The sequence below is a fragment of the Thiobacillus sp. 65-1402 genome, from assembly GCF_001897685.1.
GTDB lineage: Bacteria > Pseudomonadota > Gammaproteobacteria > Burkholderiales > Thiobacillaceae > Thiobacillus.
This window is the reverse complement of record NZ_MKUG01000048.1, coordinates 1-23,531: the sequence shown is the minus strand read 5'-3', so window position 1 is coordinate 23,531 and position 23,531 is coordinate 1. Positions and strand designations below refer to the sequence as shown.

Annotated in this window: 22 protein-coding genes; 9 read left to right on the top strand and 13 right to left on the bottom strand. The window is 66.7% G+C overall.

Annotation, left to right across the window (positions count from 1 at the left end; genetic code table 11):
• Positions 1–107 precede the first annotated feature (107 nt).
• Together BGO62_RS04050 and BGO62_RS04045 are read left to right on the top strand one after the other, a co-directional pair.
• Entirely contained in the window at positions 108–1,025 is a 918-nt protein-coding gene (locus BGO62_RS04050) for a ZIP family metal transporter (protein WP_296639566.1), read from the top strand.
• Positions 1,026–1,053: 28 nt separating this feature from the next.
• Entirely contained in the window at positions 1,054–1,611 is a 558-nt protein-coding gene (locus BGO62_RS04045) for a ferritin-like domain-containing protein (RefSeq protein WP_296639565.1), read from the top strand.
• A gap of 11 nt (positions 1,612–1,622) precedes the next feature.
• On the opposite strand, the gene BGO62_RS04040 is transcribed toward BGO62_RS04045, so the two are convergent.
• The 3 genes from BGO62_RS04040 to BGO62_RS04030 all read right to left on the bottom strand — a co-directional run bounded on the left by BGO62_RS04040 (position 1,623) and on the right by BGO62_RS04030 (position 5,314).
• Entirely contained in the window at positions 1,623–3,992 is a 2,370-nt protein-coding gene (locus BGO62_RS04040; protein WP_296639563.1) for a glycoside hydrolase family 15 protein, read from the bottom strand.
• 149 nt (positions 3,993–4,141) lie between these two features.
• A complete protein-coding gene (locus BGO62_RS04035; RefSeq protein ID WP_296639561.1) occupies positions 4,142–4,894 on the bottom strand; it encodes an HPP family protein in 753 nt (250 codons plus the stop codon).
• A gap of 72 nt (positions 4,895–4,966) precedes the next feature.
• Positions 4,967–5,314, bottom strand: a complete 348-nt coding sequence (locus tag BGO62_RS04030) for a TusE/DsrC/DsvC family sulfur relay protein (RefSeq protein WP_296639560.1) — start codon at positions 5,312–5,314, stop codon at positions 4,967–4,969.
• A gap of 102 nt (positions 5,315–5,416) precedes the next feature.
• Here BGO62_RS04030 and BGO62_RS04025 point away from each other — a divergent pair, with 102 nt between their 5' ends.
• A complete protein-coding gene (locus tag BGO62_RS04025) occupies positions 5,417–6,259 on the top strand; it encodes a LysR family transcriptional regulator (RefSeq protein ID WP_296639558.1) in 843 nt (280 codons plus the stop codon).
• Between the two features lie 86 nt (positions 6,260–6,345).
• Here BGO62_RS04025 and BGO62_RS04020 read toward each other — a convergent pair whose 3' ends face one another.
• The 7 genes from BGO62_RS04020 to BGO62_RS03990 are packed head-to-tail and all read right to left on the bottom strand — an operon-like array spanning position 6,346 to position 13,077.
• Positions 6,346–6,951 carry a class I SAM-dependent methyltransferase gene (locus tag BGO62_RS04020; RefSeq protein WP_296639557.1) on the bottom strand — a complete coding sequence of 202 codons (606 nt, stop codon included), beginning with the start codon at positions 6,949–6,951 and terminating at the stop codon, positions 6,346–6,348.
• A 2-nt stretch (positions 6,952–6,953) separates the two neighbouring features.
• Positions 6,954–7,664, bottom strand: coding sequence for a DsbC family protein (locus BGO62_RS04015; protein WP_296639553.1), 711 nt, complete (start codon positions 7,662–7,664; stop codon positions 6,954–6,956).
• Between the two features lie 26 nt (positions 7,665–7,690).
• Positions 7,691–8,848: a UbiH/UbiF family hydroxylase gene (locus tag BGO62_RS04010; RefSeq protein ID WP_296639550.1), complete on the bottom strand. Its 1,158-nt coding sequence runs from the start codon at positions 8,846–8,848 to the stop codon at positions 7,691–7,693.
• Positions 8,845–10,035 carry an FAD-dependent monooxygenase gene (locus BGO62_RS04005; RefSeq protein ID WP_296639547.1) on the bottom strand — a complete coding sequence of 397 codons (1,191 nt, stop codon included), beginning with the start codon at positions 10,033–10,035 and terminating at the stop codon, positions 8,845–8,847. Before BGO62_RS04005 ends, BGO62_RS04010 begins: the two co-directional genes overlap by 4 nt.
• Complete coding sequence (locus BGO62_RS04000) at positions 10,032–11,330, bottom strand: aminopeptidase P N-terminal domain-containing protein (protein WP_296639545.1); 1,299 nt, start codon at positions 11,328–11,330, stop codon at positions 10,032–10,034. Before BGO62_RS04000 ends, BGO62_RS04005 begins: the two co-directional genes overlap by 4 nt.
• A complete protein-coding gene (gene murU, locus BGO62_RS03995; protein WP_296639569.1) occupies positions 11,323–12,009 on the bottom strand; it encodes an N-acetylmuramate alpha-1-phosphate uridylyltransferase MurU in 687 nt (228 codons plus the stop codon). Before murU ends, BGO62_RS04000 begins: the two co-directional genes overlap by 8 nt.
• A gap of 60 nt (positions 12,010–12,069) precedes the next feature.
• A complete protein-coding gene (locus BGO62_RS03990; RefSeq protein WP_296639543.1) occupies positions 12,070–13,077 on the bottom strand; it encodes a phosphotransferase in 1,008 nt (335 codons plus the stop codon).
• A gap of 43 nt (positions 13,078–13,120) precedes the next feature.
• Between BGO62_RS03990 and BGO62_RS03985 the strand changes: the two genes are divergently transcribed.
• From BGO62_RS03985 to BGO62_RS03965, 5 genes are all read left to right on the top strand, one after another.
• Complete coding sequence (locus BGO62_RS03985; RefSeq protein WP_296639540.1) at positions 13,121–15,319, top strand: LPS-assembly protein LptD; 2,199 nt, start codon at positions 13,121–13,123, stop codon at positions 15,317–15,319.
• Entirely contained in the window at positions 15,297–16,607 is a 1,311-nt protein-coding gene (locus BGO62_RS03980; RefSeq protein ID WP_296639539.1) for a peptidylprolyl isomerase, read from the top strand. The genes BGO62_RS03985 and BGO62_RS03980 overlap by 23 nt, the downstream gene beginning before the upstream one ends.
• Positions 16,608–16,623: 16 nt before the next feature.
• Entirely contained in the window at positions 16,624–17,613 is a 990-nt protein-coding gene (gene pdxA / locus BGO62_RS03975) for a 4-hydroxythreonine-4-phosphate dehydrogenase PdxA (protein ID WP_296639537.1), read from the top strand.
• A gap of 70 nt (positions 17,614–17,683) precedes the next feature.
• Positions 17,684–18,463, top strand: a complete 780-nt coding sequence (gene rsmA / locus BGO62_RS03970; RefSeq protein ID WP_296639534.1) for a 16S rRNA (adenine(1518)-N(6)/adenine(1519)-N(6))-dimethyltransferase RsmA — start codon at positions 17,684–17,686, stop codon at positions 18,461–18,463.
• A 97-nt stretch (positions 18,464–18,560) separates the two neighbouring features.
• Positions 18,561–20,303 carry an EAL domain-containing protein gene (locus tag BGO62_RS03965; RefSeq protein ID WP_296639532.1) on the top strand — a complete coding sequence of 581 codons (1,743 nt, stop codon included), beginning with the start codon at positions 18,561–18,563 and terminating at the stop codon, positions 20,301–20,303.
• A gap of 40 nt (positions 20,304–20,343) precedes the next feature.
• Here BGO62_RS03965 and BGO62_RS03960 read toward each other — a convergent pair whose 3' ends face one another.
• Positions 20,344–21,423: an alkene reductase gene (locus tag BGO62_RS03960; protein WP_296639530.1), complete on the bottom strand. Its 1,080-nt coding sequence runs from the start codon at positions 21,421–21,423 to the stop codon at positions 20,344–20,346.
• Positions 21,424–21,687: 264 nt separating this feature from the next.
• Between BGO62_RS03960 and BGO62_RS03955 the strand changes: the two genes are divergently transcribed.
• The gene (locus tag BGO62_RS03955; RefSeq protein WP_296639527.1) at positions 21,688–22,281 is read left to right on the top strand and encodes a DUF4202 domain-containing protein; all 594 of its coding nucleotides are present in this window, start codon (positions 21,688–21,690) and stop codon (positions 22,279–22,281) included.
• Between the two features lie 28 nt (positions 22,282–22,309).
• On the opposite strand, the gene gloA is transcribed toward BGO62_RS03955, so the two are convergent.
• On the bottom strand, positions 22,310–22,723 hold the full coding sequence (gene gloA / locus BGO62_RS03950; RefSeq protein ID WP_296639524.1) for a lactoylglutathione lyase: 414 nt from the start codon (positions 22,721–22,723) through the stop codon (positions 22,310–22,312).
• 4 nt (positions 22,724–22,727) lie between these two features.
• Positions 22,728–23,411 carry a SprT family zinc-dependent metalloprotease gene (locus BGO62_RS03945; RefSeq protein WP_296639523.1) on the bottom strand — a complete coding sequence of 228 codons (684 nt, stop codon included), beginning with the start codon at positions 23,409–23,411 and terminating at the stop codon, positions 22,728–22,730.
• Positions 23,412–23,531: the final 120 nt, after the last annotated feature.

Genomic DNA, 23,531 nt, shown 5'->3' with positions numbered 1-23,531 from the left:
GCGCCAGTGGCGAGGAGAACAGGCATGAACGCACCGGACATGGCGAGCACGCATGACGAAATGCAGGACATGGGCCGGACCGCGCCAGCGCGGCCAGGCGTGAACGCATGAATCCCGCCGCCCGCAGCCTGCAGGATTTCCTCGCCGACCCGCGCCATGCCCGCGCGGCGCGGCACGGCGGCAGCGCGCTGGCTGTTGCCCTGTTGAGCGGGCTGGCGTGGGTGGCCGTAGTGCAGGGCGGCGCCCGCATCGGCACCCCGATGGGGCAGGCGCTGGCCGGCTCGGCAATTGCGGCGCTCGCCACCGCCGCGGGCGCCCTGCCCGCCCTGTTCGTTCGCCATATCTCGGCACGCTGGGAAGACGTCATGCTCGGCTTCGGGGCGGGCGTGATGGCGGCCGCCTCGTGTTTCTCGCTGATCCTTCCGGGGGTCGCCGCCGGCACCGGCATTCTCGGCAGCAAGCCAGCCGGCGCGGCCATCGTTGCCGCCGGGCTGGTGCTGGGCGCGCTGTTCCTGCTGCTGGCCGACAAGGCGGTGCCGCACGAACACCCCGGCGCCGGCCGCCACGGCCCCGACTGGATGCAGTTGCGCCGCGTCTGGCTGATGGTGTTCGCCATCGCCCTGCACAACTTCCCCGAGGGCATGGCGATCGGCGTCGGCTTCGCCGGCGGCGACGCCTCGGTGGGCATCCCGTTGACCGCGGCGATTGCCATTCAGGATATTCCGGAAGGCCTGGTGGTGGCGGTGGCGCTGCGCACCGTGGCGTACACGCCCTGGAAGGCCGCCGGCGCGGCCGCGTTGACCGGACTGGCCGAACCGCTCGGCGCCATCGTCGGCGTCGCTTTGACCTCCGGCTTCGCCCCGCTCTATCCGGCCGGCCTGGGCTTTGCCGCCGGCGCGATGATCTGGGTGGTATCGCACGAAATCATTCCGGAAACCCATCGTAAGGGGCACGAGCAGGCCGCCACGCTGGGAATCATCGGCGGCTTCGTTGTCATGATGCTGCTCGACACCACTCTGGGGTAAGGACTCAACGAACCGAAAGGAATCCACCATGGCCAAGACCGCGCCCGCAACCCAACAACCGTTCCTGACCGACATCAAGACCCTGCGCGCCCGCGCGCGCAAGCATATCGAGGACGGCGCGGTCACCGCCGGCTACCAGGCCGACCGCGCCGTCGTGATCAAGCTGCTGAACGAGGCGCTGGCCACCGAGCTGGTCTGCATCCTGCGTTACAAGCGGCATTACTTCATGGCCGGCGGCATCAATGCCGACACGGTGGCGCAGGAATTCCTCCAGCACGCCACCGAAGAACAGGGCCATGCCGACCTGATCGCCACGCGCATCGTGCAGCTGAACGGCGAACCCGACTTCAGCCCCGACGGGCTGGCGATGCGCTCGCACGCCGAGTACGTCGAAGGCGGCAGCCTGATCGAGATGATTAAGGAAGACCTCGTCGCCGAGCGCATCGCGATCGAGAGCTACGGCGAGATGATCCGCTACATCGGCGACAAGGACATCACCACCGGACGGATGCTGGAGACCATCCTGGCGATGGAAGAGGAGCACGCCAACGATTTGTCGAGCCTGCTGGAGGACCTCAACCGCTGAGCTGCGCAGGATCAGCCCGCCAAGTCGACGCGGGCCACCTCCTTCATCGCCTTGCCGCGCTGATCCGGCCAACCGAATTGCAGGCGGGTGTGCCCCGCCAGCCGGGCCGCGTCCAGCCGCAGTCCGTGCAGGCCCAGGCCGCAAGCGGCGGTTGCCTGCTCGGCCGGCGTGCTTGCCTCATCCAGCCACAGCCGGACCACCGCCGCCTGCGGCAGCACGATCCACAGCGCCTGGCCTTGCGCCACCCGGCGCAACGGCGCGCCGGGAGTCCAGATGGCGGCCGTCGCACTGGGGCGCTTGCCGGCGTAGCGCCGCCACACCGCAGCCGGGCGATCGAAGGGATATCCCTGGGCGCGCGAGGCGGCAAGCTTGACGAACTCGGCGTGCGCCCACGCCAGCGGCATGGCGCTGCCGGTCGGCCGCCCCGGCCGGAACCGGCCGAGCGCCGGGGCATCCCATACCTGTTCGGGTATCAGGCCATGGCTGGCCATGGCATTCATCGCCGCCAGATACGGCAGCGCGTCGCGGCCGGCGGCGAGTTCGTAGTGGCCGCGTTCGCCGCTGAGCAGCGGCCAGCCGCGCCCGTGCCCAGCGCCGTCGAATGCGCGGCCATCGTCATGTTCGCCATAGCCGTCGCCGTTGTAACGATGCCATACCGGCCCCAGCGGCGTGGCGGTTTGCAGCAGCGCATCGGCGAGCGCCAGGGTGTCGACGATCAGCGCGTCATCGGCACGGCGCAGGCCCAGCCGCACCAACTGCAGGAAATCGGTGGCGATCTGCGCGTCGGCCGCAAGCCGCAGGCCGTCGCTCCGGTTCTTGATCGGCAATACCCGCTGCATGGCATAGTCGTCGCACAGAATGTCCGGCGGCGCTTCGCGCACGTAATACGCAGGCACGCCGTGGCGCGCGCCCAAGGCGGTGCCACGTGCCACACACCAGTCTTCCAGCCGCGCATTCCAAAAATCAGCCACCGCCAACGGCAAGCCGCGTTCGGCCTCGGGCAGCAAACCGGCACCGGCCACCAACGCGGCAATGCACACCGCAAGCGTAAACGGGCTGACGCCGGCATCCTCCTCCCAGCGATCCTGCGGGCTGGCGGGGCCTGCCTGCACCAGGAATGCCAACGCGCGGCGCACGCTGGCCGCCACCGCCATGTCGCCCAGCGCATCGCGTTCGGCCAGGCTCGCGGCGAGCAGCACCGGGAATGCGGTCTCGTCGAGCTGGATCCCCGCCCAGTATGGCTTGCCGCCAAGCCACTGGTTCTGGTTCCAGTGGCCATCGGCATTCTGCGTTGCCAGCAGGTAGCCCAGCACCGCCTGCGCTTCGCCCATGCTGCCGAGCGCCAGCAGCGCCTGCGCCGATTCGACCAGATCGCGCGGCCACACCAGGTGGTAGCCGCCGCGCTCTTCGCCGTGATTGCCCCACGGCACCGACAGGCTCGCCACCATCGCCCCGAGAAAGGTCTTGTCGCTGTGGGTTTTGAGCACCTGCGCCGAACAGGCGAGCTGCGCCTGCAGCTCATCCGGCAAGCCGGCCGACAGGGCTGCGGTATGGCACCCCTGATGCCATGCCGTCCAGGCCGCGCGCTGCTGTTCCCGCATGCGGGCGAACGGCTGCATCAACGCCGCGCGCGCCAGCGTGGCGGCGGCCTGCATCGACGTCGCCAACCCCAGCGCCAGCGTTGCGCGCGGCGCGACTTCCGCCATCAGCGCCACGTTGCCCGGCCCGGCTGCGGCGTAATGCCAGGCCATGCGCCCGTTGGCGGCGAAATCCTGCCAGCCGTCGGAAACGCCGACATAGCCCGCCGACGCCGCGCCCAGCGCATCCGCGCCGTCCGCCATGCACGCCAGCAGCGCCGCCCCGAACGGCCCCTGTTCCGCCCACAGCACCCCCTGCCCCAGATGGCTCGCCGCCCACGCGCAATTGTTCCTGCCGGTGCCGCCCAGATGCGGCGCGAGCAGGACATAGACGCGCAAGCCCGCCTCGCCGACGAGCGCCAGATCGATCAGCAGCACATCGCGCGCCGCATCCGGACAGAAACGCAAGCTGAGGGTGAAGCGCGGGTGGTGGTGCACGACGGCCGGCAGCGGCACCCCCGGCGCGGGCACGGCCAGCGTGTAATCGGCGCCGCGCTTGAGCTCGACCCAGAAGCCGGCGTCGTCGGCGACGATGAAGCCGAGGTCGCGGATCTGCGGCGTGTCGATGCGCGGGCAATAGACCTCGTTGACGATGCCGTGGCCGAGGGTAAACCACAGCCGCGACGAGCCGATCGCGGTACCGACCAGATTCTTGGCGGACGAGGTCCAGCTGGGCGCGATCCCGGGCGCGCCGGGGGCATGCCCCGCTGCGGCAGGCGGGCGAGCGGTCCAGGGCGTGTCCATTCGGAGCCCCCTTCGTGACGGCGTCGTGACGACGCTTTCACTTTACTGCAAATCACGCCCCGCCGCAGGGCCGCCCTTTCGTCCGGGAAGCGCTGGGCAGCGGGATCGTGTCGCTGCGTTTGTTAGCTGCACCGGATCCGGCCGGTGCGCTATCGTGCCGATTCGACGGCCGGCTCCGGGATCGGTCCCGTTGTGTCGGGCGTCTGATGATGATGCCCCAGCGCCAGCGCATAAATCTTCTGCAAATCCTCTTCGCTGACGTCAACGAAGGTATCGATCTGGCTCAACGCATAAACCAGGTCGCTGTGCGGGATCATGCACTTTTCCTCCGAACCGGCAGAATCCGCCGCCGCAGGCGCGCACACCGCCGGCTGGCGCCACCACGCCTGCGGATAACGCCGCCAGGCGAACGGGTAGTTGAACGCCACCGCCACGATCAGCAGCACGACGACGTTCAGCAGCACGGGACTCAGCACATAGCCGTAACCCAGCGCATGCAGGGCTTCGCCTCCCAGCACGGCGTTCAGCGCGGTGGCCCCGCCCGGAGGATGCAGACAGCGCAGGCTGTACATGGCCGCGATCGACAAGGCCACCGCCAGCGATGCGGCCAGCATGGGATCAGGCAACCAGCGGGCGCAGGTGACACCGATCAGCGCCGACACCAGATGGCCGCCGAACACCGACCAGGGCTGCGACATCGCGCCGTGCGGGGCGGCGAACAGCAGCACGGCGGAAGCCCCCATCGACGCCGTGGTCAGCACACCCGCATTGCCGTGCTCGGCCACCCAGAAGTTGCCGGCCCACAGCACCGCGAGCAGGCCCAGCAAACCGCCGGTCGCCGACACCCAATGCTCGCGCTCCGAAACCGTGTAAGCGATTTTCAGTCCGCTCCAGCCCCGCATGAGGCTGACCCTTCTTCTGAGGGCGCGCTCCGACATCCTGTAAGCCGTCTTCATCGTGTCAATGTTTCCGTTTTACACATCGAGCATCAGTTTCAGCGGTTTGCGCATGCCGGCGATGCGGCAGGCCTGCTGCCCATAGCCACGCGGAAACAGTTCGTACAAGGCCTGCTTGGCGGCGTGCTTGTCGCCGCCAAGCGCAGCCAGATGCTGAATCGCCCGGCGCGCTTCGGGCACGCTTTCGTTCTCCGCGTACCAGGCGCGGATGAAATCGAGCACCTGCCAATGGGCTTCGCTCAATATCAGGCCGTCCTCGGCTGCCAGCAACGGCGCAAGCGCCCGGCTCCACTCGGCGGGATTCAGCAAAAAACCTTCGTTGTCGCGTTCGGGCATCAGGGCAGCAAGGCCGGCTCGGCTGTTCATTGCAGATTCCTTGTTTGACGAGGCGCCTAGTTTAGAGATCTCTAATATATCCATCCAACGATAAATTTTGGTATCTAATATCGAAAAAACCGATACCTGAAAATGGACACCGAACTCGCCCGCACTTTTCTCATGGTCGCCGCCAACGGCAACTTCGTCGCCGCCGCCAGCCGCCTGCACGTTACCCAATCGACCGTGAGCGCGCGCATCCACACGCTGGAAACCACGCTCGGCGTGCGCCTGTTCCAGCGCGGACGCAACGGCGCGGAATTGACGCCTGCAGGCAAGCGTTTCCTGCGCCATGCCAAGCATCTGGTGCGCACGGTGGAACAGGCGCGCCACGACGTGGGATTGCCCGAGGGGTTTCACGATGTGCTGACGCTGAGCGGACGGATCGCGGTATGGGAGGGGTTTCTGCCGCACTGGGTGGCGTGGATGCGCGGGGCGGCACCGGACGTGTCGCTGCGCCTGGAAATCGGCTTCGAACCCGACATCATGCAAGGACTGATCGAGGGCACGGTGGATATCGGCGTCATGTACACGCCGACCTCGCGCCCCGGGCTGGTGGTGGAACCGCTGTTCGACGAAACCCTGCTGCTGGTGACCAACGATCCCCAGCGCCCCTGGCCGGATCCCGACTATATCCACATCGACTGGGGGACGGAGTTCCACGCCTTGTTCAGCGATCACCATCCCGAGATGGGGGCCCCCACGCTGGTTGCCAACATCGGCTGGCTGGGCGTGCAACAAGTGCTCACTTATGGCGGCAGCGGATATTTTCCGCTGCGGCTGGTGCGGCATTATCTCGAAGCCGGGCAGCTGTGGCGCGTCCCGCAAAGCCCGCAGTTCAAATTGACCGCCTACATGGTGTTCCCGCGCGACAGCGACAGCGCCACCCTCAAAAACGCCCTCGAAGGCTTGCGTACCCTGGCGCGCGAAGAGTAGCCGCTGCGCCCCGGACAGCATGTCTTGCTGGGCACGACGCGGCTCGACGACGCCTCGCCGGACCGTCGCAGCCGGCTGGTGCAGCCTCAAGGTTTTCTTGCCACCAGATCGACCAGCGCCGACATGCCGTGGTGATGGCGGCCTTCGCTGATGACCGATTCGTGCTCGGCCAGGTGCAGGATATCCCAGCCGTCGAACCAGGCGCGCAGCAACTCGGCGGTATACAGGTTGGCGGGATTGGACGGGCCGCCGGTGGCAAACTCGATCTGTTTCGGCGTATAGCCCTGCAATACCAGCAGTCCGCCCGGCTTGAGGCAGCGGCGGATGCCGTCGACGATGCGATCGCGCCCGGGCGGCGGGGCGAACTGGATGAAGATGGCCGCCACCAGGTCGTAGGCGGCGTCCGGCCAGTTCCAGTCGAGGATGTCGGCCTGCTCGAACGTCGGCGCGACGCCGCGCGCGGCAGCCAGCTTGCGGGCCTTTTCCAGTGCCACCGGCGACACCTCGACCGCATGCACCGCCATCTCCTGCTCGGCCAGCCACACGCCGTTGCGGCCTTCGCCGTCGGCGATCGCCAGGGCGCGCATGCCGGGACGCAGCAATGCCGCCTGGCTGGCCAGGAACGCGTTCGGCGCGGTACCGAAGATGTAGTCCTCGGTCGAATAGCGCTCGTTCCAGAAGCTGGCGCTCATGCCTATTTGGCGTTGGCGGCGAGCAGACGCTCCAATTGCGCCGCCGGCACCATGCCGGGCACGCGCACACCGTTGGCGAAGATCAGCGTGGGCGTGCCACTCACTTTCAGCTTGCCACCCAGTGCGATGGTGGAGTCGACCGGATTGGCACATTTGCCGTCGTTGTTCGGCACGCTGCCGCGCGTAATGTAGTCGTCCCATGCCTTGTTGCGGTCGGGGGCACACCAGATCTGTTTCGATGTCTGCACCGCCTTGGGATGCAGCCCCTCGATCGGATACAGGAAGGTGTAGACGGTGATGTTGTCGACCTTGGCGAGTTCGGCCTCGAACTTGCGGCAGTAGGGGCAATCGACGTCGGAGAACACCACCAGCTTGCGCTCGCCCTTGCCCTTCACCGTCTTGAGCGCGTCGCCGAGCGGCAATGTGCTCCACTTCACCGCCTGCAGCTGACTCAAGCGCGCCTGGGTCAGGTTGCTGCGGTTCTTCAGGTCGATGACGTCGCCGGCGAACACGTATTGCGCCTTGGCGTCGACATAAACCAGTTGCCCGTCGAGATAGACCTCGAACAGCCCGCTGTAGGGGGTCTTCTGCACCGAAGTGATGCTGGCCCCCGGAAACTGCTGCGTCAGCGTCTTGCGGATGAGCGGCTCGTTTGCCTGCGCGGACCCCGCGAACAACAGGGCTGCGGCCAGCGCCAGGGAAGTGGATTTCATGCGTTGCTCCAAAAAAATAAAAAAACTCAGGACATCGCTTCGCGCACCAGCATCGCTTTCAGCGGCGACAGGCGGTCGACGAGTTTCATGCCGCTGTTGCGCAGCCAGGCCGCGCGGTCGTCGGCAAACAGATGATGCAGGCCATGCGTGACAGCCTGCATGCGCTGCACCGGCTCGGCGCGCTCGCGCGCATAGCGTTGCAACACGCGCACATCGCCGCAATTGCCCCGGCGCTGCTGCGCCAGCACGGCGGCCAGCGTTTCGGCATCGCCGAACCCCAGGTTGACGCCCTGTCCCGCCAGCGGATGCACGCCGTGGGCGGCATCGCCGATCAGCGCCACGCCGGGGGCAACGGCGGCCGCCACCCGGATCAGGCGCAGCGGAAACGCGGCCGCGGGCGTCAGCAGGCGCAATTCCCCCAGCCGCCCATGGCCGGCCGCCCGTACCTTTTCGGCGAGTGCCGCGGGCTCCAGCATGAGCAACGCGTCGGCATGCGCCGACCGGGTTGACCAGACCATCGACACGCAGTTCCCGCTCAACGGCAGCCAGGCCAGGATGTCGCTGTCGAAAAACCACTGGAACGCGGTTCCGCGATGCGCGCGTTCGCATTCGAAATTCGCCACCACGCCGCTCTGGCCGTAGGCCACCCGCGTCGCGGCGAGCCCCGCCCACTCGCGGATGCGCGAGGCGGCGCCGTCGGCGCCGACGATGAGCTCGGCCTCGAGGGCCGTTCCGTCGGCCAGCGTCAGCTGCGTGGAAGCACCGTTCCTGACGAGAGATTCGATAGTCGCCGGGCAGTGCAGCGCCACGTTGCCGTCGGCCTCGATCGCCTGCCACAAAGCGGATTGCAGGCGCCCGCTTTCGAGGATGGTCGCGAGGCGCGGAACCCCGGCGGCGTAAGCGTCGAGGCGGACCGCGCCGCTGCCGTCGCCCGCCACATCCATGCGGAAAACCGGCTGGATGCGTCCGCCATCGAGACGCTGCCAGGCGCCGATGCCTTCGAGGAAGCGCTGGCTGGCCGGGCTGATGGCGTAGATGCGGGTGTCCCAGGCATCGCCCGGCGGCGGCGGCGGCCGGTGCTCGACCAGCGCCACCCGCACCCCCTGCCGGCCGAGCGCCAGCGCGGCGGCGGCCCCCACCAGACCGGCGCCGACGATGACGACCTGGTAGCGCTCGCCGCTCATCCGTGCGCCCCGAACATCATCCGCCGGGCGACGAAGGCTTTCAGCGGCGGCAGCGCTTCCAGCGCCAGCAGTCCCAGTCCGCGCGCGTGGCGCAGCGGCGCGCTGTCGTTGGAGAACACGCGCACCAGGAAATCGGTGAAGCCAACCCCGCCCAGCACGTCCAGACGCCGCCCGCGCGCGTAGGCGGCCAGCATGGCGGCATCGCCGATCGCGTCCGCGGGGGTGTCGCCGCACAGGCTTGCCAGCTCCCAGGCGTCGCGCAGGCCGATGTTGAAGCCCTGGCCCGCGACCGGGTGCAGGGTCTGCGCCGCGTTGCCGATGCGCACCACGCGGGCGGCAGCCTCGCTGCCGGTCCAGGCAAGTTTCAATGGGAAGGTCTTGCGCGGGCTGGCGTGCAGAAACAGCCCCTGGCGCCCGCCGAAATGGCGGTACAAGGCCGCGAGAAATGCATCGTCGGGCAACGCGGCAATGCGCTGGGCGTCGGCATTGCGCGCGGTCCACACCAGGGCATACGATCTTTCACGGGCTTCAGCCCGTAGAAAGTCGGAGTCCCCTTGTGGGGCATGGCGATCGCCCTTCGGCAGCAACGCGGCGGGCCCGTCCGGGGTGAAGCGCTCGTATGCCTGGTTGGCGTGCGGCAGTTCGGTCTGCACCTCGCACACCACCGCCGTCTGGTCGTAGTCGCGTTCGAATTTGGGCGCGGGGGCCGTGTCGCCGCGCCCGCCGTCTGCCACCACCACCAGCGGCGCGGCATGGACGCGGCCGTCAGCCGCATGCAGGCTTGCCATCTCGCTGCCGGATTCGATGCGCGTCACCGCCACGCCATAATCGACCGCGATGCCGGCATCGCCCAGCGCCCGCTTCAGCGCCACGGTGAGCGATGCATAGGGCAGCACGTAGCCGAGTGCCGGCACGTTCACCTCCTCCGCCGACAGCCGCGCCACGCCGAGCGCGCCGCGCTGGGAAATGTGGATGCGGGTGATCGGGGTGGCATCGTCGAGCTGCGCCCACACGCCGAGGCGCTCGAGGATCAGGCGCGAGCCATGCGACAGCGCCAGCGTGCGGGTGTCGACGCGTGCGTCTTCCGGCTGCGCTTCCAGCACCTGCGCTGCGACCCCCTGCTGCTGCAGCGCCAGCGCGCAGACCGCGCCGACCGGGCCGGCGCCGACGATCAGCACAGGCTTCATCCGTTCATCCACGCTTCGATTTCATCCACCGTTTTCGGCGGCGAGGTCAGCACCTCGCAGCCGGACTCGGTCACCGCCACGTCGTCCTCGATGCGGATGCCGATGTTCCAGAAGGCTTCGGGCACGTCGTCCGCCGGGCGGATGTACAGGCCCGGCTCGACCGTCAGGGTCATGCCCGGCACCAGCGGCCGCCATTCGCCCTTGATCTTGTATTCGCCGGCATCGTGCACGTCCATCCCGAGCCAGTGGCCGGTGCGGTGCATGTAGAAGCGGTTATAGGCATTCGATTCGATCAGGCCGTCGACGCTGCCGGCAAGCAGCTTGAGATCGACCATGCCCTGCGTCAGCACGCGCACCGCCGCCTCGTGCGGTGAATTCCAGTGGCGACCCGGACGCACCTCATTAATGGCCGCCGCCTGCGCCGCCAGCACCAGCTCGTAGGCGTCCTTCTGCGCCGCCGAAAAACGGCCGTTGACCGGGAAGGTGCGGGTGATGTCGGCGGCATAGCTGCCGAACTCGGCGGCGGCGTCGATCAGCAGCAGGTCGCCGTCGGCGAGCGGCTGGTTGTTGAAGACGTAGTGCAGCACGCAGGCGTTGGCGCCGCTGGCGACGATGGAGGTGTAGGCCGGCGCCTCGGCGCCGCCGCTGCGGAAGGCGCACAGCAGCTCCGCCTCGATCTCGTATTCGTGGCGGCCCGGCCGGGTCGCGCGCATCGCGATGCCATGCGCACGCGTGGAGATCTCGGCGGCGCGACGCATCAGCGCCAGTTCGTGGACATCCTTGATGAGGCGCATCTCGTCGAGCGCATGCCGCACGTCGACGATCTCGCCCGGCGCGGCTATGCCCTGCCGCGTCTTCGCACGCACCGCATTGAGCCAGCCGATCACCCGCGCATCCCACGCCGGCTCCTGCCCCACCGCGTAGGCGAGGCGCGCACGGTTGCCCATCAGTTCGGGCAGTCTGGCGTCGAGTTCAGCGACCGAATGGGCGGCATCGAAACCGAATTTTTCCTGCGCCGCTGCCGGGCCGTGGCGGAAACCGTCCCAGATCTCGCGCGTCTCGTCCTTGTCGCGGCAGAACAGGATCGATTGCGGCGCTGCGCCGCCGACCAGCACCACCACCGCCTCGGGCTCGGCGAAACCGGTCAGCCAGTAGAAATAGCTGTCGTGGCGGTAGGGATAGTGGGTGTCGCGGTTGCGCGGCACCTCGGGGGCGGTGGCGACGATGGCGATGCCGTCGCCGAGGGCGGCGGCCAGCCGCGCGCGGCGGTTGGCGTAAACAGAGGCGTCAAACATGGCTGCGCAGGCTTTCGTCGAGTTGGTGCAAACGTTCGGGCGTCCCCACATCGACCCAGCGGCCGGCGAAATGTTCGCCGGAGACGCGTCCGGCGTCGATCGCCAGCCGCAGCAGCGGCGCCAGCGGGGCCTTTTCGCCGGCGGGCGTGTGGGCGAACAGCGCCCGATGGTAAACGCCGATGCCGGAGAAGGTGAGGCGCAAGGCGTGCGGGGAATCGGTGTTCTCCACCCGCCCATCGTCGAGCACGAAGTCGCCCTTGGGGTGATGCGGCGGATTGCCGACCAGCACCAGATGCGCCTGGTCGTGGCCGGCGGCGAGCCGCGCCAGCGGTTCGGCCAGGCGGGAAAAATCGTATTCGCAGTAGATGTCGCCGTTCACCACGGGGAAGACGTCGCTTTCGATCAAGGGCAGCGCGGTAGCGATACCGCCCGCGGTTTCCAGCGCGCTGACCTCGCGCGAATACTCGATCGACACGCCAAGCACGGCGCCGTTCCCCAGCGCGGCCTCGATCTGCTGGCCGAGATGGGCATGGTTGATGACGATGCGGCTGAAGCCCGCCGCACGCAGGCGCTCGATGTGCCACACGATGAGCGGCTTGCCGCCGACCGCCAGCAAGGGCTTCGGCGTGTGGTCGGTAAGCGGGCGCATGCGCTCGCCGCGGCCAGCCGCCAGGATCATCGCCGTACTCGTATTCACCCCTTGCCCACCCGCTTGCTCCTTGAACCTTGAACCTTGAACCTAAAACGTATACCCCACCTGCGGCGCCCTGTCCTGCAGCGCGTCGAGCAGGAACAGCAACGGCTTCAGCTCGTCATACCGCTCGCATACCTTCCTCAGGTAGTGCATCACCCGCGGCATGTCCTTCAGATAGCCGTCCTTGCCGTCGCGGTGATACAGCCGCGCGAAGATGCCGAGCACCTTGATCTGGCGCTGCGCGCCCATCCATTCGAAGTCGCGCCAGAATTCGCCGAAGTCCTCGCGCACCGGCAGGCGGGCCGCGCGCGCCTTTTCCCAGTAGCGGATCACCCAGTCGAGCTGCATCTCCTCGTCCCACTGGACGTAGGCGTCGCGGTAGATCGAGGCGAGGTCGTAGGTGATGGGGCCGTACACCGCATCCTGGAAGTCGAGGATGCCGGGGTTGGGGTCGCTCACCATCAGGTTGCGCGAATGCCAGTCGCGGTGCACGTACACCTGCGGCTGCGCCAGGTTGTTGGCGAGCAGGCGCTCGAACACGGTGTCGAGGATGGTTTTCTGCTCGTCTGTCATCGTGACGCCGAGGTGCTTCGCCACATACCACTCGGGGAACAGCATCAGTTCGCGGGTCAGCAGCGCGCGGTCGTATTCCGCCAGCACACCCGGGCGGCTCGCCTGCTGGATGCGGATCAGCGCATCGTTCGACGCCAGATACAGCCCGTTCGCCGCGCCCTGATCGAGCGCGGCTTCATTCAAGGCCGACAGATAGGTGGTGTTGCCCAGATCGCTCAGCAGCAGGAAGCCCCGCTCCAGGTCCTGCGCCAGCACCTGCGGCACGTGCACCCCGGCTTCATTGAACAGCCGGGCGACGGCGATAAAGGGGCGGCAATCCTCGTGCGCCGGCGGCGCGTCCATCACGATATAATCGCGGCCTTTGGCAGTCACGCGAAAATAACGGCGAAAGCTGGCGTCCGCCGACGCCGGGGCGATATCGAGCGAGTCTCCCCCCAGCTGTCGGGCGGCCCAGTCCTGTATTGCTTGCAAACGTTCCACAGCCACACTGCTCCGAATAACGAACTTCCGGATTTTACATCGCTTGTCCACCCTGCCCGGCTTTGCGTTTGTCGTGTTGTTGCTGAGCGCTGCTTCTGCGGCAGCGAACGGACTCGCGCTGAAAAAAGACGTCGAGCTCGCCGGTTCGGCTGCGGCAGGCAAAGCGGGGCCGCTGTTCGTGACGGCCGACCGCATCGAATCGACCGTGCCCAACGTCATCGAAGCCAGCGGCCGCGTGGAAGCCCGCCAGGCCGGGCAGAACTTCTACGCCAACTGGCTGCGCTACGACACCACGCTGAGCCTGGTGGAAGCGCGCGGCCAGGTGCGGCTGGAGCAGGCCGCGCTGCTGGTGACGGGTGACGCCCTCAAGCTCAACCTCAACGACTACAGCGGCGGGCTCACCCAGCCTGTATACCGGTTTCCGTCGCAGCAGGGACGCGGCGGCGCCGACCACATCGAGTTCATCGACGAAAACCACTTCAAGCTGCAGGACGCCACCTATACCACCTGTCCGACGGACAACGACGACTGGTTCCTCAAGGTGAGCGATCTCGACATCGACAGGACCCGCAACGTGGGCACGGCGCGCCACGCTTCCCTGCAGTTTCTCGGTGTGCCCATCCTGTATACGCCGTGGGCGGATTTCCCGCTCAACGATGCACGCAAGACCGGCGTGCTGGCGCCCACTTTCGGCACCACCGAGCGCAGCGGCCTCGACATCCAGGTGCCGTACTACCTCAACCTCGCGCCGAACTACGACGCGACGCTGTATCCGCGCCTGCTGTCCAAGCGGGGCATTCAGCTGGGCGGAGAATTCCGCTATCTGCTGAACGACATGCACGGCGAGAACCGCCTCGAATACCTGCCCAACGACAATGAAGCCGATCGTTCACGCTGGAGCGTCGCACTCAACAACACCTACCGTCTGAGCGCGAACACCCAGGCCGGCATGCTGTTCAATCAAGTATCCGACGACGATTATTTTCGCGACCTGTCCAATCTGATTTCCATCACTTCGCTCAGCCACCTCAACCGCGAAGCCTGGGTGACCACGCAGCATGCCGCCTGGAACGCCGAACTGCGCGCACAAAGCTTCCAGACCCTGCAGGATTCCACAGCCATACCCATAGCCGAGCCGTATGCGCGGCTACCCCAGGCGCGCCTGGGCATGGCCCAGACGTTCGGCCGCGGGCTGGAATTCCGGCTGGACGGCGAAGCCACGCGCTTCGCCCATTCCGACCCGGCCAAAACCGAAGGCACGCGCGTACTGGCCTACCCCACGCTGCGCCTGCCGCTCACCAATTCGTTCGGCTTCCTCACCCCGCAGGTCGGCTGGCACAGCAGCTATTACGCGCTGGACGACGACACGCTGGCCAAGCAGCGCATCACCCGCAACGTACCCATCTTCAGCCTCGATTCCGGGGTCGCCTTCGATCGCCCGTTCCGCTTCGCCGGCCAGGATTACGAGCAGACGCTCGAACCGCGCGCCTACTACGTCTACGCGCCCTACCGCAATCAGGACGCGATCCCGGTTTTCGACACCGCGCTGCAGGATTTCAGCTACGCGCAGATGTTCACCGAGAACCAGTTCATCGGCGGCGACCGCGTCAACGATGCCAACCAGCTGACGCTCGCCGTCACCAGCCGCTTCACCGAGGCCGCGAGCGGCCTGGAGCGCCTGCAGATCACCCTCGGCCAGCGCTATTACTTCAGCACGCAGCAGGTCAGGCTGCCCGGCGCGACGTTGCGCACCAGCAACGCCACCGACCTGCTCGCCGCCGTCAGCGGACAGATCACGCGCGACTGGCGCATCGACACCGCCTGGCAGTACGACACCCAGAACGGCACCACCATCCGCCAGAACCTCGGCGCCTCCTACCGCCCCGGCCCCGGCCGTGCGTTGAACTTCGGCTACCGCTTCATTGACCAAACCACCGAGCAGGTCGATCTGTCCGCGCAATGGCCGCTGGCCAGGCGCTGGTACGGCATGTTCCGCTACAACTATTCGTTCCAGGACAACAAGCTGGTCGAGGGGCTGGCAGGGCTTGAATACAATGGCGGCTGCTGGGCGGTGCGCGGCGTGTTCCAGCGCCTGGCCACCAAGGAAAACCAGTCCACCGATGCGTTTTTCATCCAGCTCGAGTTGAGCGGCATGGGACGCATCGGCGCCAACCCGCTCGACGTTTTGAAACACAGTGTTCCCGGATACAGGCCAAGCAATGAAATTCTTCAAACGCCCTGAATGGCGCCGCCCGCACTGGGCACTGGCGCTGCTGATCGCCGCCTCGACCCTGCTGCCGGCCCACGCCGCGGTGCAGCCGCTCGACCACATCGTTGCCGTCGTCAACGACGAAGTCATCACCCGCCAGGAGCTCGTCAAGCGTTACGGTGAAATCGTGCGCAACCTGTCGCGGCAGAACACCCCGCTGCCGCCGCGCGAGGTGCTGGAAAAACAGCTGCTCGAACGCATGGTCACCGAACTCGCCTTGCAGCAGCACGCCCGCAGTACCGGCGTGCGGGTCGACCCGACGCAGATCGAACGCGCCCTGCAACGCATCGCCGCGCAGAACAAGCTCGACATGGCCGGCTTGCAGGCCGCGCTGGAAAAGGACGGCCAGAGCCTCGACAGCATGCGCAACACCATCCGCAACGAGCTCCTCATTGCACGCGCCCGCGAACGCGACGTCGACAACCGCATCTCCGTCAGCGACGCCGAGATCGAAGGCTACCTGCAAACCCAGGCACAGCAGGGCGTGGAGACGGAATACGACTTCGCCCACATCCTCGTCACCGTGCCGGAGAACGCCTCGCCAGAGCAGATCCAGGCGCGCCGCGACCGCGCCGAGGACATCCTCGCCCAGCTCGCCAAGGGTGTCGACTTCGCCCAGCTGTCGGCCAGCCATTCCGACGCCCCCAACGCGCTGCAGGGCGGCGCTTTCGGCTGGCGCGCCAGCGGCAAGATGCCGGCCCTGTTCGCCGATGCGCTGAAGCCGCTGCAACCGGGCCAAGTCGCCCCGCTGCTGAAAAGCAGCAACGGCTTTCACATCCTCAAGCTCAACGACAAGCGCGGGCTGGACGTGGCGCTCAACGTCACACAGACGCACGCCCGCCACATTCTCATCAAGACCAACGAGCTCACCTCGGAATCGGATGCCCGCAACCGCCTGCTGCAACTGAAAGAGCGCGTCGACAACGGCGTGAAATTCGACGAGCTCGCACGCCTGCACTCCGAGGACGCCAGTGCCTCCAAGGGCGGCGACCTCGGCTGGATCAATCCCGGCGACACCGTGCCCGATTTCGAGAAAGCAATGGACGCCCTGCAGCCCGGCGAGGTCAGCGCGCCGATCCAGTCGCCCTTCGGCTGGCACCTGATCCAGGTGCTGGAGCGCCGCGAGCAGGACGTCACGCAGGAACGCCAGAAACTGCTGGCGCGTCAGGCCATCCGCGAGCGCAAGGGGGAAGAAGCCTTCCAGGACTGGGTGCGGCAGATCCGCGACTCGGCCTACGTCGAACTGCGCCCGCTCGATTGATCCGGGTATCCCGAGGGTGAGCGAAGCCGCGAATCTGCCCGTTCTCGCCCTCACCGCCGGCGAACCCGCCGGAATCGGGCCCGACCTCTGCATCGCGCTGTCGCAGCAGGCGCTGCCATGCCGCCTCTCGGTATTGGGCGATATCGAAGTGCTGCGCGCGCGCGCCGTCCAGCTCGGTATCACGCCCGATTTCGTCTGCGGTGACGCCGTCCCCGCGCAGCGGCCGGGCCGCCTGCACGTGCGCCACATTCCGGCCGCGGCCCCCGTTACTGCAGGCGTGCTCGACCGCGGCAACAGCGCCCACGTGCTCGCCCTGCTGGACGCCGCCCTCGCCGGCTGCATGGACGGCAGCTATGGCGCCGTCGTCACCGCGCCGGTACACAAGGGCGTCATCAACGATGCCGGCTTTGCCTTCACCGGCCACACCGAATACCTGGCCGACCGCAGCGGCACCGAAAAAGTCGTGATGATGCTTGCCGGCGGCGGCCTGCGCGTTGCACTCGCCACCACCCATCTGCCTTTGCGCGAGGTGGCCGACGCCATCACCCCCGCGCTGCTCGATGGAGTGATCCGCATCCTGCACGCCGACCTGCAAAGCAAATTCGGCATCGCCCGGCCGCGTATCCTGGTGGCCGGGCTCAATCCGCATGCCGGCGAATCCGGCCACCTCGGGCGCGAGGAAATCGACGTCATCGGACCCACGCTCGATCGCCTGCGCGGCGAAGGCATCAAGCTCGTCGGCCCGCTGCCCGCCGACACGCTGTTCTCGCGCATCCGCCACGACCGCTGTGATGCCGTGCTGGCGATGTATCACGACCAGGGCCTGCCGGTGCTCAAATACGCCAGCTTCGGCGCCGGCGTGAACATCACCCTGGGCCTGCCGTTCATCCGCACCTCGGTCGACCACGGCACCGCGCTCGACCTCGCCGGCACGGGACGCGCGGAAGTGGGCAGCCTGCTGGCCGCGATTGAAATGGCCTTGGAGATGGCGAGCGGCAAACGGTAAGCCGTGAGCGCCAGGGCGTACGCCCGCCCCTTGCATCTTGAAACTTGCCCCTTGAGCCCTGCCCCCTGACATGCACACGCCCCGCAAACGCTTCGGCCAGAACTTCCTCATCGACGACGGCATCGTCCATGCCATCGTCAACGCCATCCACCCGCAGGCGCCGGACACCGTGGTCGAGATCGGCCCCGGCCTCGGCGCGCTGACCCGGCCCCTGCTCGAGCGCCTGCCGCATCTGCACGCCGTCGAACTCGACCGCGACATCGTCGCGCGCCTGCAAAGAACCTGGCCGGCCGAGCGGCTCAGCGTGCACGGCTGCGATGCGCTGAAATTCGATTTCGCCGCGCTGGGCCATGATCTGCGCATCGTCGGCAACCTCCCCTACAACATATCCACGCCGCTGCTGTTCCACTTGATGGCGTTCGCCGGGCACATCCGCGACATGACCTTCATGCTGCAGAAGGAAGTCGTCGAACGCATGGTCGCCGAGCCTTCGACCCCCGATTACGGTCGCCTGTCGATCATGCTGCAGCGCCGTTTTCACCTGGAATGGCTGCTCGACGTCCCGCCTGCCGCCTTCAACCCGCCGCCCAAGGTCGATTCCGCAGTCGTCCGCCTGATCCCCAAAACACCGGCCGAAATCGTCCCGCTCGACGAGGCGCTGTTCGCGCGCGTCGTCGCCGCCGCGTTTTCGCAGCGCCGCAAAACCCTGAAGAACACGCTCGGCAGCCTGCTCAAGCCCGGGGACTTCGCCGCGCTCGGCATCGACGCCGGCAGGCGTGCGGAAAATCTTGCCGTCGCCGACTACGAAGCCATCGCCCGGCATCTGGCCGGACAAAACCGCCCAGCGTAAAACCCTGCACACGGCAAGGCAAGATGGGCGAAATGGACTGACGGCTCAAGCTTGACAACCGAAACCCGATACTCCGGCAGTCCCATCCCCGAAGCTTATGGACACACGCTCCCAGCACCCACCATCGGCCCATCCGCCGGGCCTGGAACCCGAAATCGAGCGGGAGTTGCTGCGCGCCTATATCGACAGCGCCAACGACGGCATTTTTGTCGTCTGCGACGAGATGAAATTCCATGTCGCCAACCCGCTCATGGCCACCTGGCTCGGGGTCAGCGAAACCGAGCTGACCGCGCATGGGCGGCGCATGCCGATTACCGAGCTATTTGGCCTGGCCGAGACCGGCGCCCTGTTCCGCGAGCATTTCCGCACCGTGCTTGAGGGGCGGGCAACGCGTTTCGAAATGGAGATCAACCCGCCGCGCGGCGAACCGCGCTGGGTTGAAATCAGCATGAACCGCGTACGCCTGAATAGCGGCGAACTGGTGATCGGCATCTTGCGCGACGTCACCGAGCGCAGGATGCTGCAAGCCACGTTGCAGCACCATACCAGCCACGACGACCTGACTGGACTGGTCAACCGGCGCGAATTCCAGCAACGTCTGCATGCCCTGGTCAGCAACGCGAAACCCCGCCGCGGATCGCATGTCCTGGTTTACATCGACCTCGACCAGTTCAAGCTGGTCAACGACAGCTGCGGCCACCTGGCCGGCGACGAGCTGCTACGCCAGTTGGGCCGGCATCTGAAGCGGTTGACGAAGCAGTGCGACGTGATCGCTCGCCTGGGCGGCGACGAATTCGGACTGCTGCTGTATGACCAGTCGATTGAAGAAGGCATGCGGGTGGCGGAAACCTTACGCGCCGCCATGGCCGGCTATCGCTTCGCCTGGAATGGACGCAGCTTCGAGGTGACGGCCAGCGTCGGCCTGTGTTCCATCGGCAACGACACGGTTTCCGCGGAAGACGCGTTGAGCGCGGCCGATGCCGCCTGTTACGTTGCCAAGGACCGGGGACGCAACCGCGTACAGGCCTATTCCGGCGGCACCGCCTGCACTGGCAGGCGCCAGGAAATGCAATGGGTGGCTCGCCTGCAGAAGGCGCTGGACGAAAACCGCTTTCAGATCTGGCAGCAGCAGATTCTCGATCTGAGACGCGTTCCAGGGGAGGGGGCCGGGCATGTCGAAATGCTGCTGCGCCTGATCGACGAGGACGGAGCGATCGTTGCGCCGGACCGGTTTTTCCCGGCGGCCGAACGCTACGGGCTGATGCCTGCCATCGACCGCTGGGTCATCCAGCATCTGCTGCTGGACGGGCAAGGCGGGCATCTGCAGGCGGAAATGGCACGCATCCCGGCCACGCATTGCGCCATCAACCTGTCCGGCGCCAGCCTCAATGACGACACGTTCATGGACTTTCTGGAAGACGCGCTGCGCCGCACAATGCTGGCGGGGGACCGGCTGTGCTTCGAAATCACCGAGACCGTGGCGGTGACCCATTTCGGGCGCACCCGCGAAGTGATGCACGCCATCAAGCGGTTCGGCTGCCAGTTCGCCCTGGATGATTTTGGCAGTGGCATGTCTTCATTCAGCTACCTGAAGAACCTGCCGGTGGACTATCTCAAGATCGACGGCGCCCTGGTGCGGCATATCGCCGAGGATGCCGCCGATTTCGCCATGGTCGAGGCCATCAACCGCGTCGGCGCTGCGCTCGGGCTGAAGACGATCGCCGAATTTGTCGAGAGCGAGGCGGCGTTGCGGCGGCTGCGCGAAATCGGCGTCGACTATGCCCAGGGCTACGCCATCCACCGTCCCCAGCCATTGTTCGGCGAATCGGGCTCCGCCTGAAGCCGGAACCGTACGCTCCGCCGCGGCAAGCGGAAACGGTTCAGTCCGGCAGAAAGGGATAGTCGGTATACCCCTTCTCTTCCCCGGTGTAGAACGTTGCGTAATCGGGCGGATTCAAGGCCGCGCCGCGGCGGAATCGTTCCACCAGATCGGGATTGGCCAGCAGCAGGCGGCCAAACGCAATCGCGTCGGCGGCGCCCGACGTCACCGCAGCCTGTGCCGTTGCGAAGTCGTAGCCGTTGTTGAGGATCAGGTTGCCCGAATACAGCGCACGCAGCCTGTCGTAATCGAATGGCGGCCACTGTTCCCGGGGCGCGCCGCCGGCTCCCTGCAACACGTCCAGAAAAGCCAGCTGCAGCGGATTGAGCTGGCCGACAACGTAATCGAACGTCTCCTGCGGATGGTCGTCGCTGATGTCGTTGAATGGCGTCACCGGAGACAGCCGCAGACCGGTGCGGTCGCTGCCGATTTCCCGGCACACGGCATCCAGCACTTCCAGCAGCAGGCGTGCCCGGTTTTCCTTGCTGCCGCCGTAGGCATCGGTGCGCCGGTTGGTGGACGAGCGCAGGAACTGATCCAGCAGATAGCCATTGCCGGCGTGGATTTCCACGCCGTCGAAACCCGCGTCGGCGGCATTGCGCGCGGCCTGCCCGAAGTCGGCGACCAGGGCGGGGATTTCCGCAAGTTCGAGTGCGCGCGGCATGACGAAATCCTTCATTTCCTGCCCGGTGAACACCTGGCCGGCCGGCCGGATCGCCGACGGCGCGACCGGCAGGGCGCTGTCCGGCTGCAGATCGGGATGCGAAATCCGCCCCACATGCCACAGTTGCAGCGCGATCTTCCCGCCGGCGCCATGCACCGCATCGGTCACCTGCTTCCAGCCCGCGATCTGTTCGGGCGTATGGATGCCGGGTGTGCGGGGATAGCCGTGGCCCGCCGCGCAGATCGGCGAAGCCTCGGTCAGGATGAGCCCGGCCGAGGCGCGCTGGCGATAGTATTCGGCCACCAGCGGCGTCGGCACGTTGCCCGCGCCAGCGCGGTTGCGCGTCAGCGACGACATCACCACGCGGTTGGCAAGTTCGATGGCGCCGAAGCGGGCGGGGGAAAAGAGATCGGTCACGTCGGGATTCCTCTGGGTTGAGCTTGCAGGCAGGATAAAACGCGCTTGGCGTATCTTGGGGCACGATCCGGAAAAATGCAAGCTTGGCTGGCCGTTGACGGATGCCTCGCTGCCGTCGATCGACGGAATGGCCCGGGTCGATGGCACGGATGTTTGAGATAATGGGAAATGGAAGCCGATCCTGGTCGTGCGGCTTGCGGAACTATTCCGGCACATCCAGGAAAGGACCATGGATAGCCTACCCCCCAACCCAGGAATTGAATGATGATCGAGAATCAGGAACGCTTCAGTCGAGCGCTGGCACTGTTTGATGCCGCCAATGCGGAAGACCCCAATCTGGATGAAGGCCAGCCCAAGGAACTGCTTTACGGCCGCCGCATGTCGGACATGATCGCCCGCTTTGCACCGGAAGCCTCCGAGGTGGCGCAACTGGCAGTGCGCGCCCAGCACATCCAGCGCTGGAAGGTGCCGCGCAGCAGCTATCCGATGAACAAGGATGGCTATCACGCGTGGCGCACCGGGCTTTACACGTTTCACGCCGACACGGCAGGCGAGCTGATGCGCCAGGCCGGCTATGACGACGCAACCATCGAACGCGTCAAGAAGGCGGTGAGCAAGCGCGGTATCAAGAGCAATCCGGAAACGCAACTGCTGGAAGACATCGCCGATCTTGTCTTCATCGAGCATTACATACTGGCCTTCGCCCAGAGCAAACCCGACTACGATGAGGCGAAATGGCTGGATATCATCCGCAAGACATGGCAGAAGATGTCCAAGACCGCCCAGGCCTTCGCACTGTCCGGAAAAATCAAGCTGCCCGAGCCGCTGCTACCGCTGATCACCAAGGCAATCAGTTAGTACGCGCTGCGGCCCGGGCGAATGCCTGTTACTCCGCCCATTCCTTCACCCACCCGGCGGTTCCCTTCTGGATGAATTCGATCGGGTAGCCGTCGGGGTCTTCGATGAACGCGATCACCGTGGTGCCATGCGACATCGGCCCGGCCGGGCGCAGCACCTTGCCGCCCCTGGCTGCGACGGCGTCGCACGCGGCGTAGGCGTCGTCGACCTCGATGGCGATGTGGCCGTAGCCGCTGCCGGCTTCGTATTGGTCGACGCCCCAGTTGTAGGTCAGCTCAAGCACTGCCGTGCGGTCTTCTGTGTCGTAGCCGACGAAGGCGAGCGTGAACTTTCCGCCCGGGTAATCCTTGCGGCGCAGCAGTTTCATGCCGAGCACGCTGGTGTAGAAATCGATCGAGCGGTCGAGGTCGCCGACGCGCAGCATGGTGTGCAGGATTCGCATGGTTTCAGACCTGAAACAGAGAAGCTCCCATTGTGCGCAACTCGGCGCGCCGCGCAAGCGCGTCCGGACACAGCGCTGCGACCTGCGCCCAGAAGCGCGGCGAATGGTCGAGGTGGACGAGGTGGGCGAGCTCATGCGCGGCAACGTAGTCGATATGCGCGAGCGGCGCCTGCACCAGCCGCCAGTTGAGGCGGATGTGGCCGTGCCGGGTGCAGCTGCCCCATTGGGTTTGCGCGTTGGACAGGGCAAAACGGCTGGGCCTGCGCCCCAGTTTGCGGGCGATGCGCGCGAGCCGCCAGGCCAGCAGACGTTCGGCACGGATTCGCAGCCAGTCGCGGACCAGGGATGCGGCGTCGGCACCGTGCGGCGCATGGATGCGCAGCGTGCCGCCATGGCGGCGCACCTCGCTGAACAATGAAGGCCGGATATCGAGTGCAAGGACGCGCCCCAGATAACGCACTTCGTTCGCGGCGGGCGCCCCGGCTCGCGATGTGCGCGCCTGCATCCGTGCCCAGGCGCGAGCGAGCCAGCCGTGTTGCAGCACGACATAACGCTCGATCTCGGCACGCGGCGTCCAGCTCGGCGCATGAATGCGCACTTCGCGCGCGGTCACCGTCAGGCCGAGGGTGCGGCGGCGGCGCGAGCGCTTGAGCGCAAACGGCACCGCGATGGCGCCGAGCTGCAGCACCCCGTTATTGGCGTGCGGCAGCAGGGGGCAGCCTCGCCATTTCGGCCTCGATCCAGGCCTCGACCGTGCGGGTGAGTTCGGCCGCGCTTTTGCCGGCCGTTTCGATGGCCGGGCCGATGC

What these genes read in the sequence shown, in the direction of transcription:
- BGO62_RS04030 (WP_296639560.1), bottom strand. Translation starts at nt 5,314, where the DNA reads ATGAACAGCCGAGCCGGCCTTGCTGCCCTGATGCCCGAACGCGACAAC.
- BGO62_RS03955 (WP_296639527.1), top strand. Translation starts at nt 21,688, where the DNA reads ATGATCGAGAATCAGGAACGCTTCAGTCGAGCGCTGGCACTGTTTGAT.
- BGO62_RS04015 (WP_296639553.1), bottom strand. Translation starts at nt 7,664, where the DNA reads ATGAAATCCACTTCCCTGGCGCTGGCCGCAGCCCTGTTGTTCGCGGGG.
- BGO62_RS04035 (WP_296639561.1), bottom strand. Translation starts at nt 4,894, where the DNA reads ATGCGGGGCTGGAGCGGACTGAAAATCGCTTACACGGTTTCGGAGCGC.
- BGO62_RS04025 (WP_296639558.1), top strand. Translation starts at nt 5,417, where the DNA reads ATGGACACCGAACTCGCCCGCACTTTTCTCATGGTCGCCGCCAACGGC.
- murU (WP_296639569.1), bottom strand. Translation starts at nt 12,009, where the DNA reads ATGATCCTGGCGGCTGGCCGCGGCGAGCGCATGCGCCCGCTTACCGAC.
- BGO62_RS04000 (WP_296639545.1), bottom strand. Translation starts at nt 11,330, where the DNA reads ATGTTTGACGCCTCTGTTTACGCCAACCGCCGCGCGCGGCTGGCCGCC.
- BGO62_RS04010 (WP_296639550.1), bottom strand. Translation starts at nt 8,848, where the DNA reads ATGAGCGGCGAGCGCTACCAGGTCGTCATCGTCGGCGCCGGTCTGGTG.
- rsmA (WP_296639534.1), top strand. Translation starts at nt 17,684, where the DNA reads ATGCACACGCCCCGCAAACGCTTCGGCCAGAACTTCCTCATCGACGAC.
- BGO62_RS04050 (WP_296639566.1), top strand. Translation starts at nt 108, where the DNA reads ATGAATCCCGCCGCCCGCAGCCTGCAGGATTTCCTCGCCGACCCGCGC.
- BGO62_RS04045 (WP_296639565.1), top strand. Translation starts at nt 1,054, where the DNA reads ATGGCCAAGACCGCGCCCGCAACCCAACAACCGTTCCTGACCGACATC.
- BGO62_RS03965 (WP_296639532.1), top strand. Translation starts at nt 18,561, where the DNA reads ATGGACACACGCTCCCAGCACCCACCATCGGCCCATCCGCCGGGCCTG.
- BGO62_RS04040 (WP_296639563.1), bottom strand. Translation starts at nt 3,992, where the DNA reads ATGGACACGCCCTGGACCGCTCGCCCGCCTGCCGCAGCGGGGCATGCC.
- BGO62_RS04020 (WP_296639557.1), bottom strand. Translation starts at nt 6,951, where the DNA reads ATGAGCGCCAGCTTCTGGAACGAGCGCTATTCGACCGAGGACTACATC.
- BGO62_RS04005 (WP_296639547.1), bottom strand. Translation starts at nt 10,035, where the DNA reads ATGAAGCCTGTGCTGATCGTCGGCGCCGGCCCGGTCGGCGCGGTCTGC.
- BGO62_RS03980 (WP_296639539.1), top strand. Translation starts at nt 15,297, where the DNA reads ATGAAATTCTTCAAACGCCCTGAATGGCGCCGCCCGCACTGGGCACTG.
- gloA (WP_296639524.1), bottom strand. Translation starts at nt 22,723, where the DNA reads ATGCGAATCCTGCACACCATGCTGCGCGTCGGCGACCTCGACCGCTCG.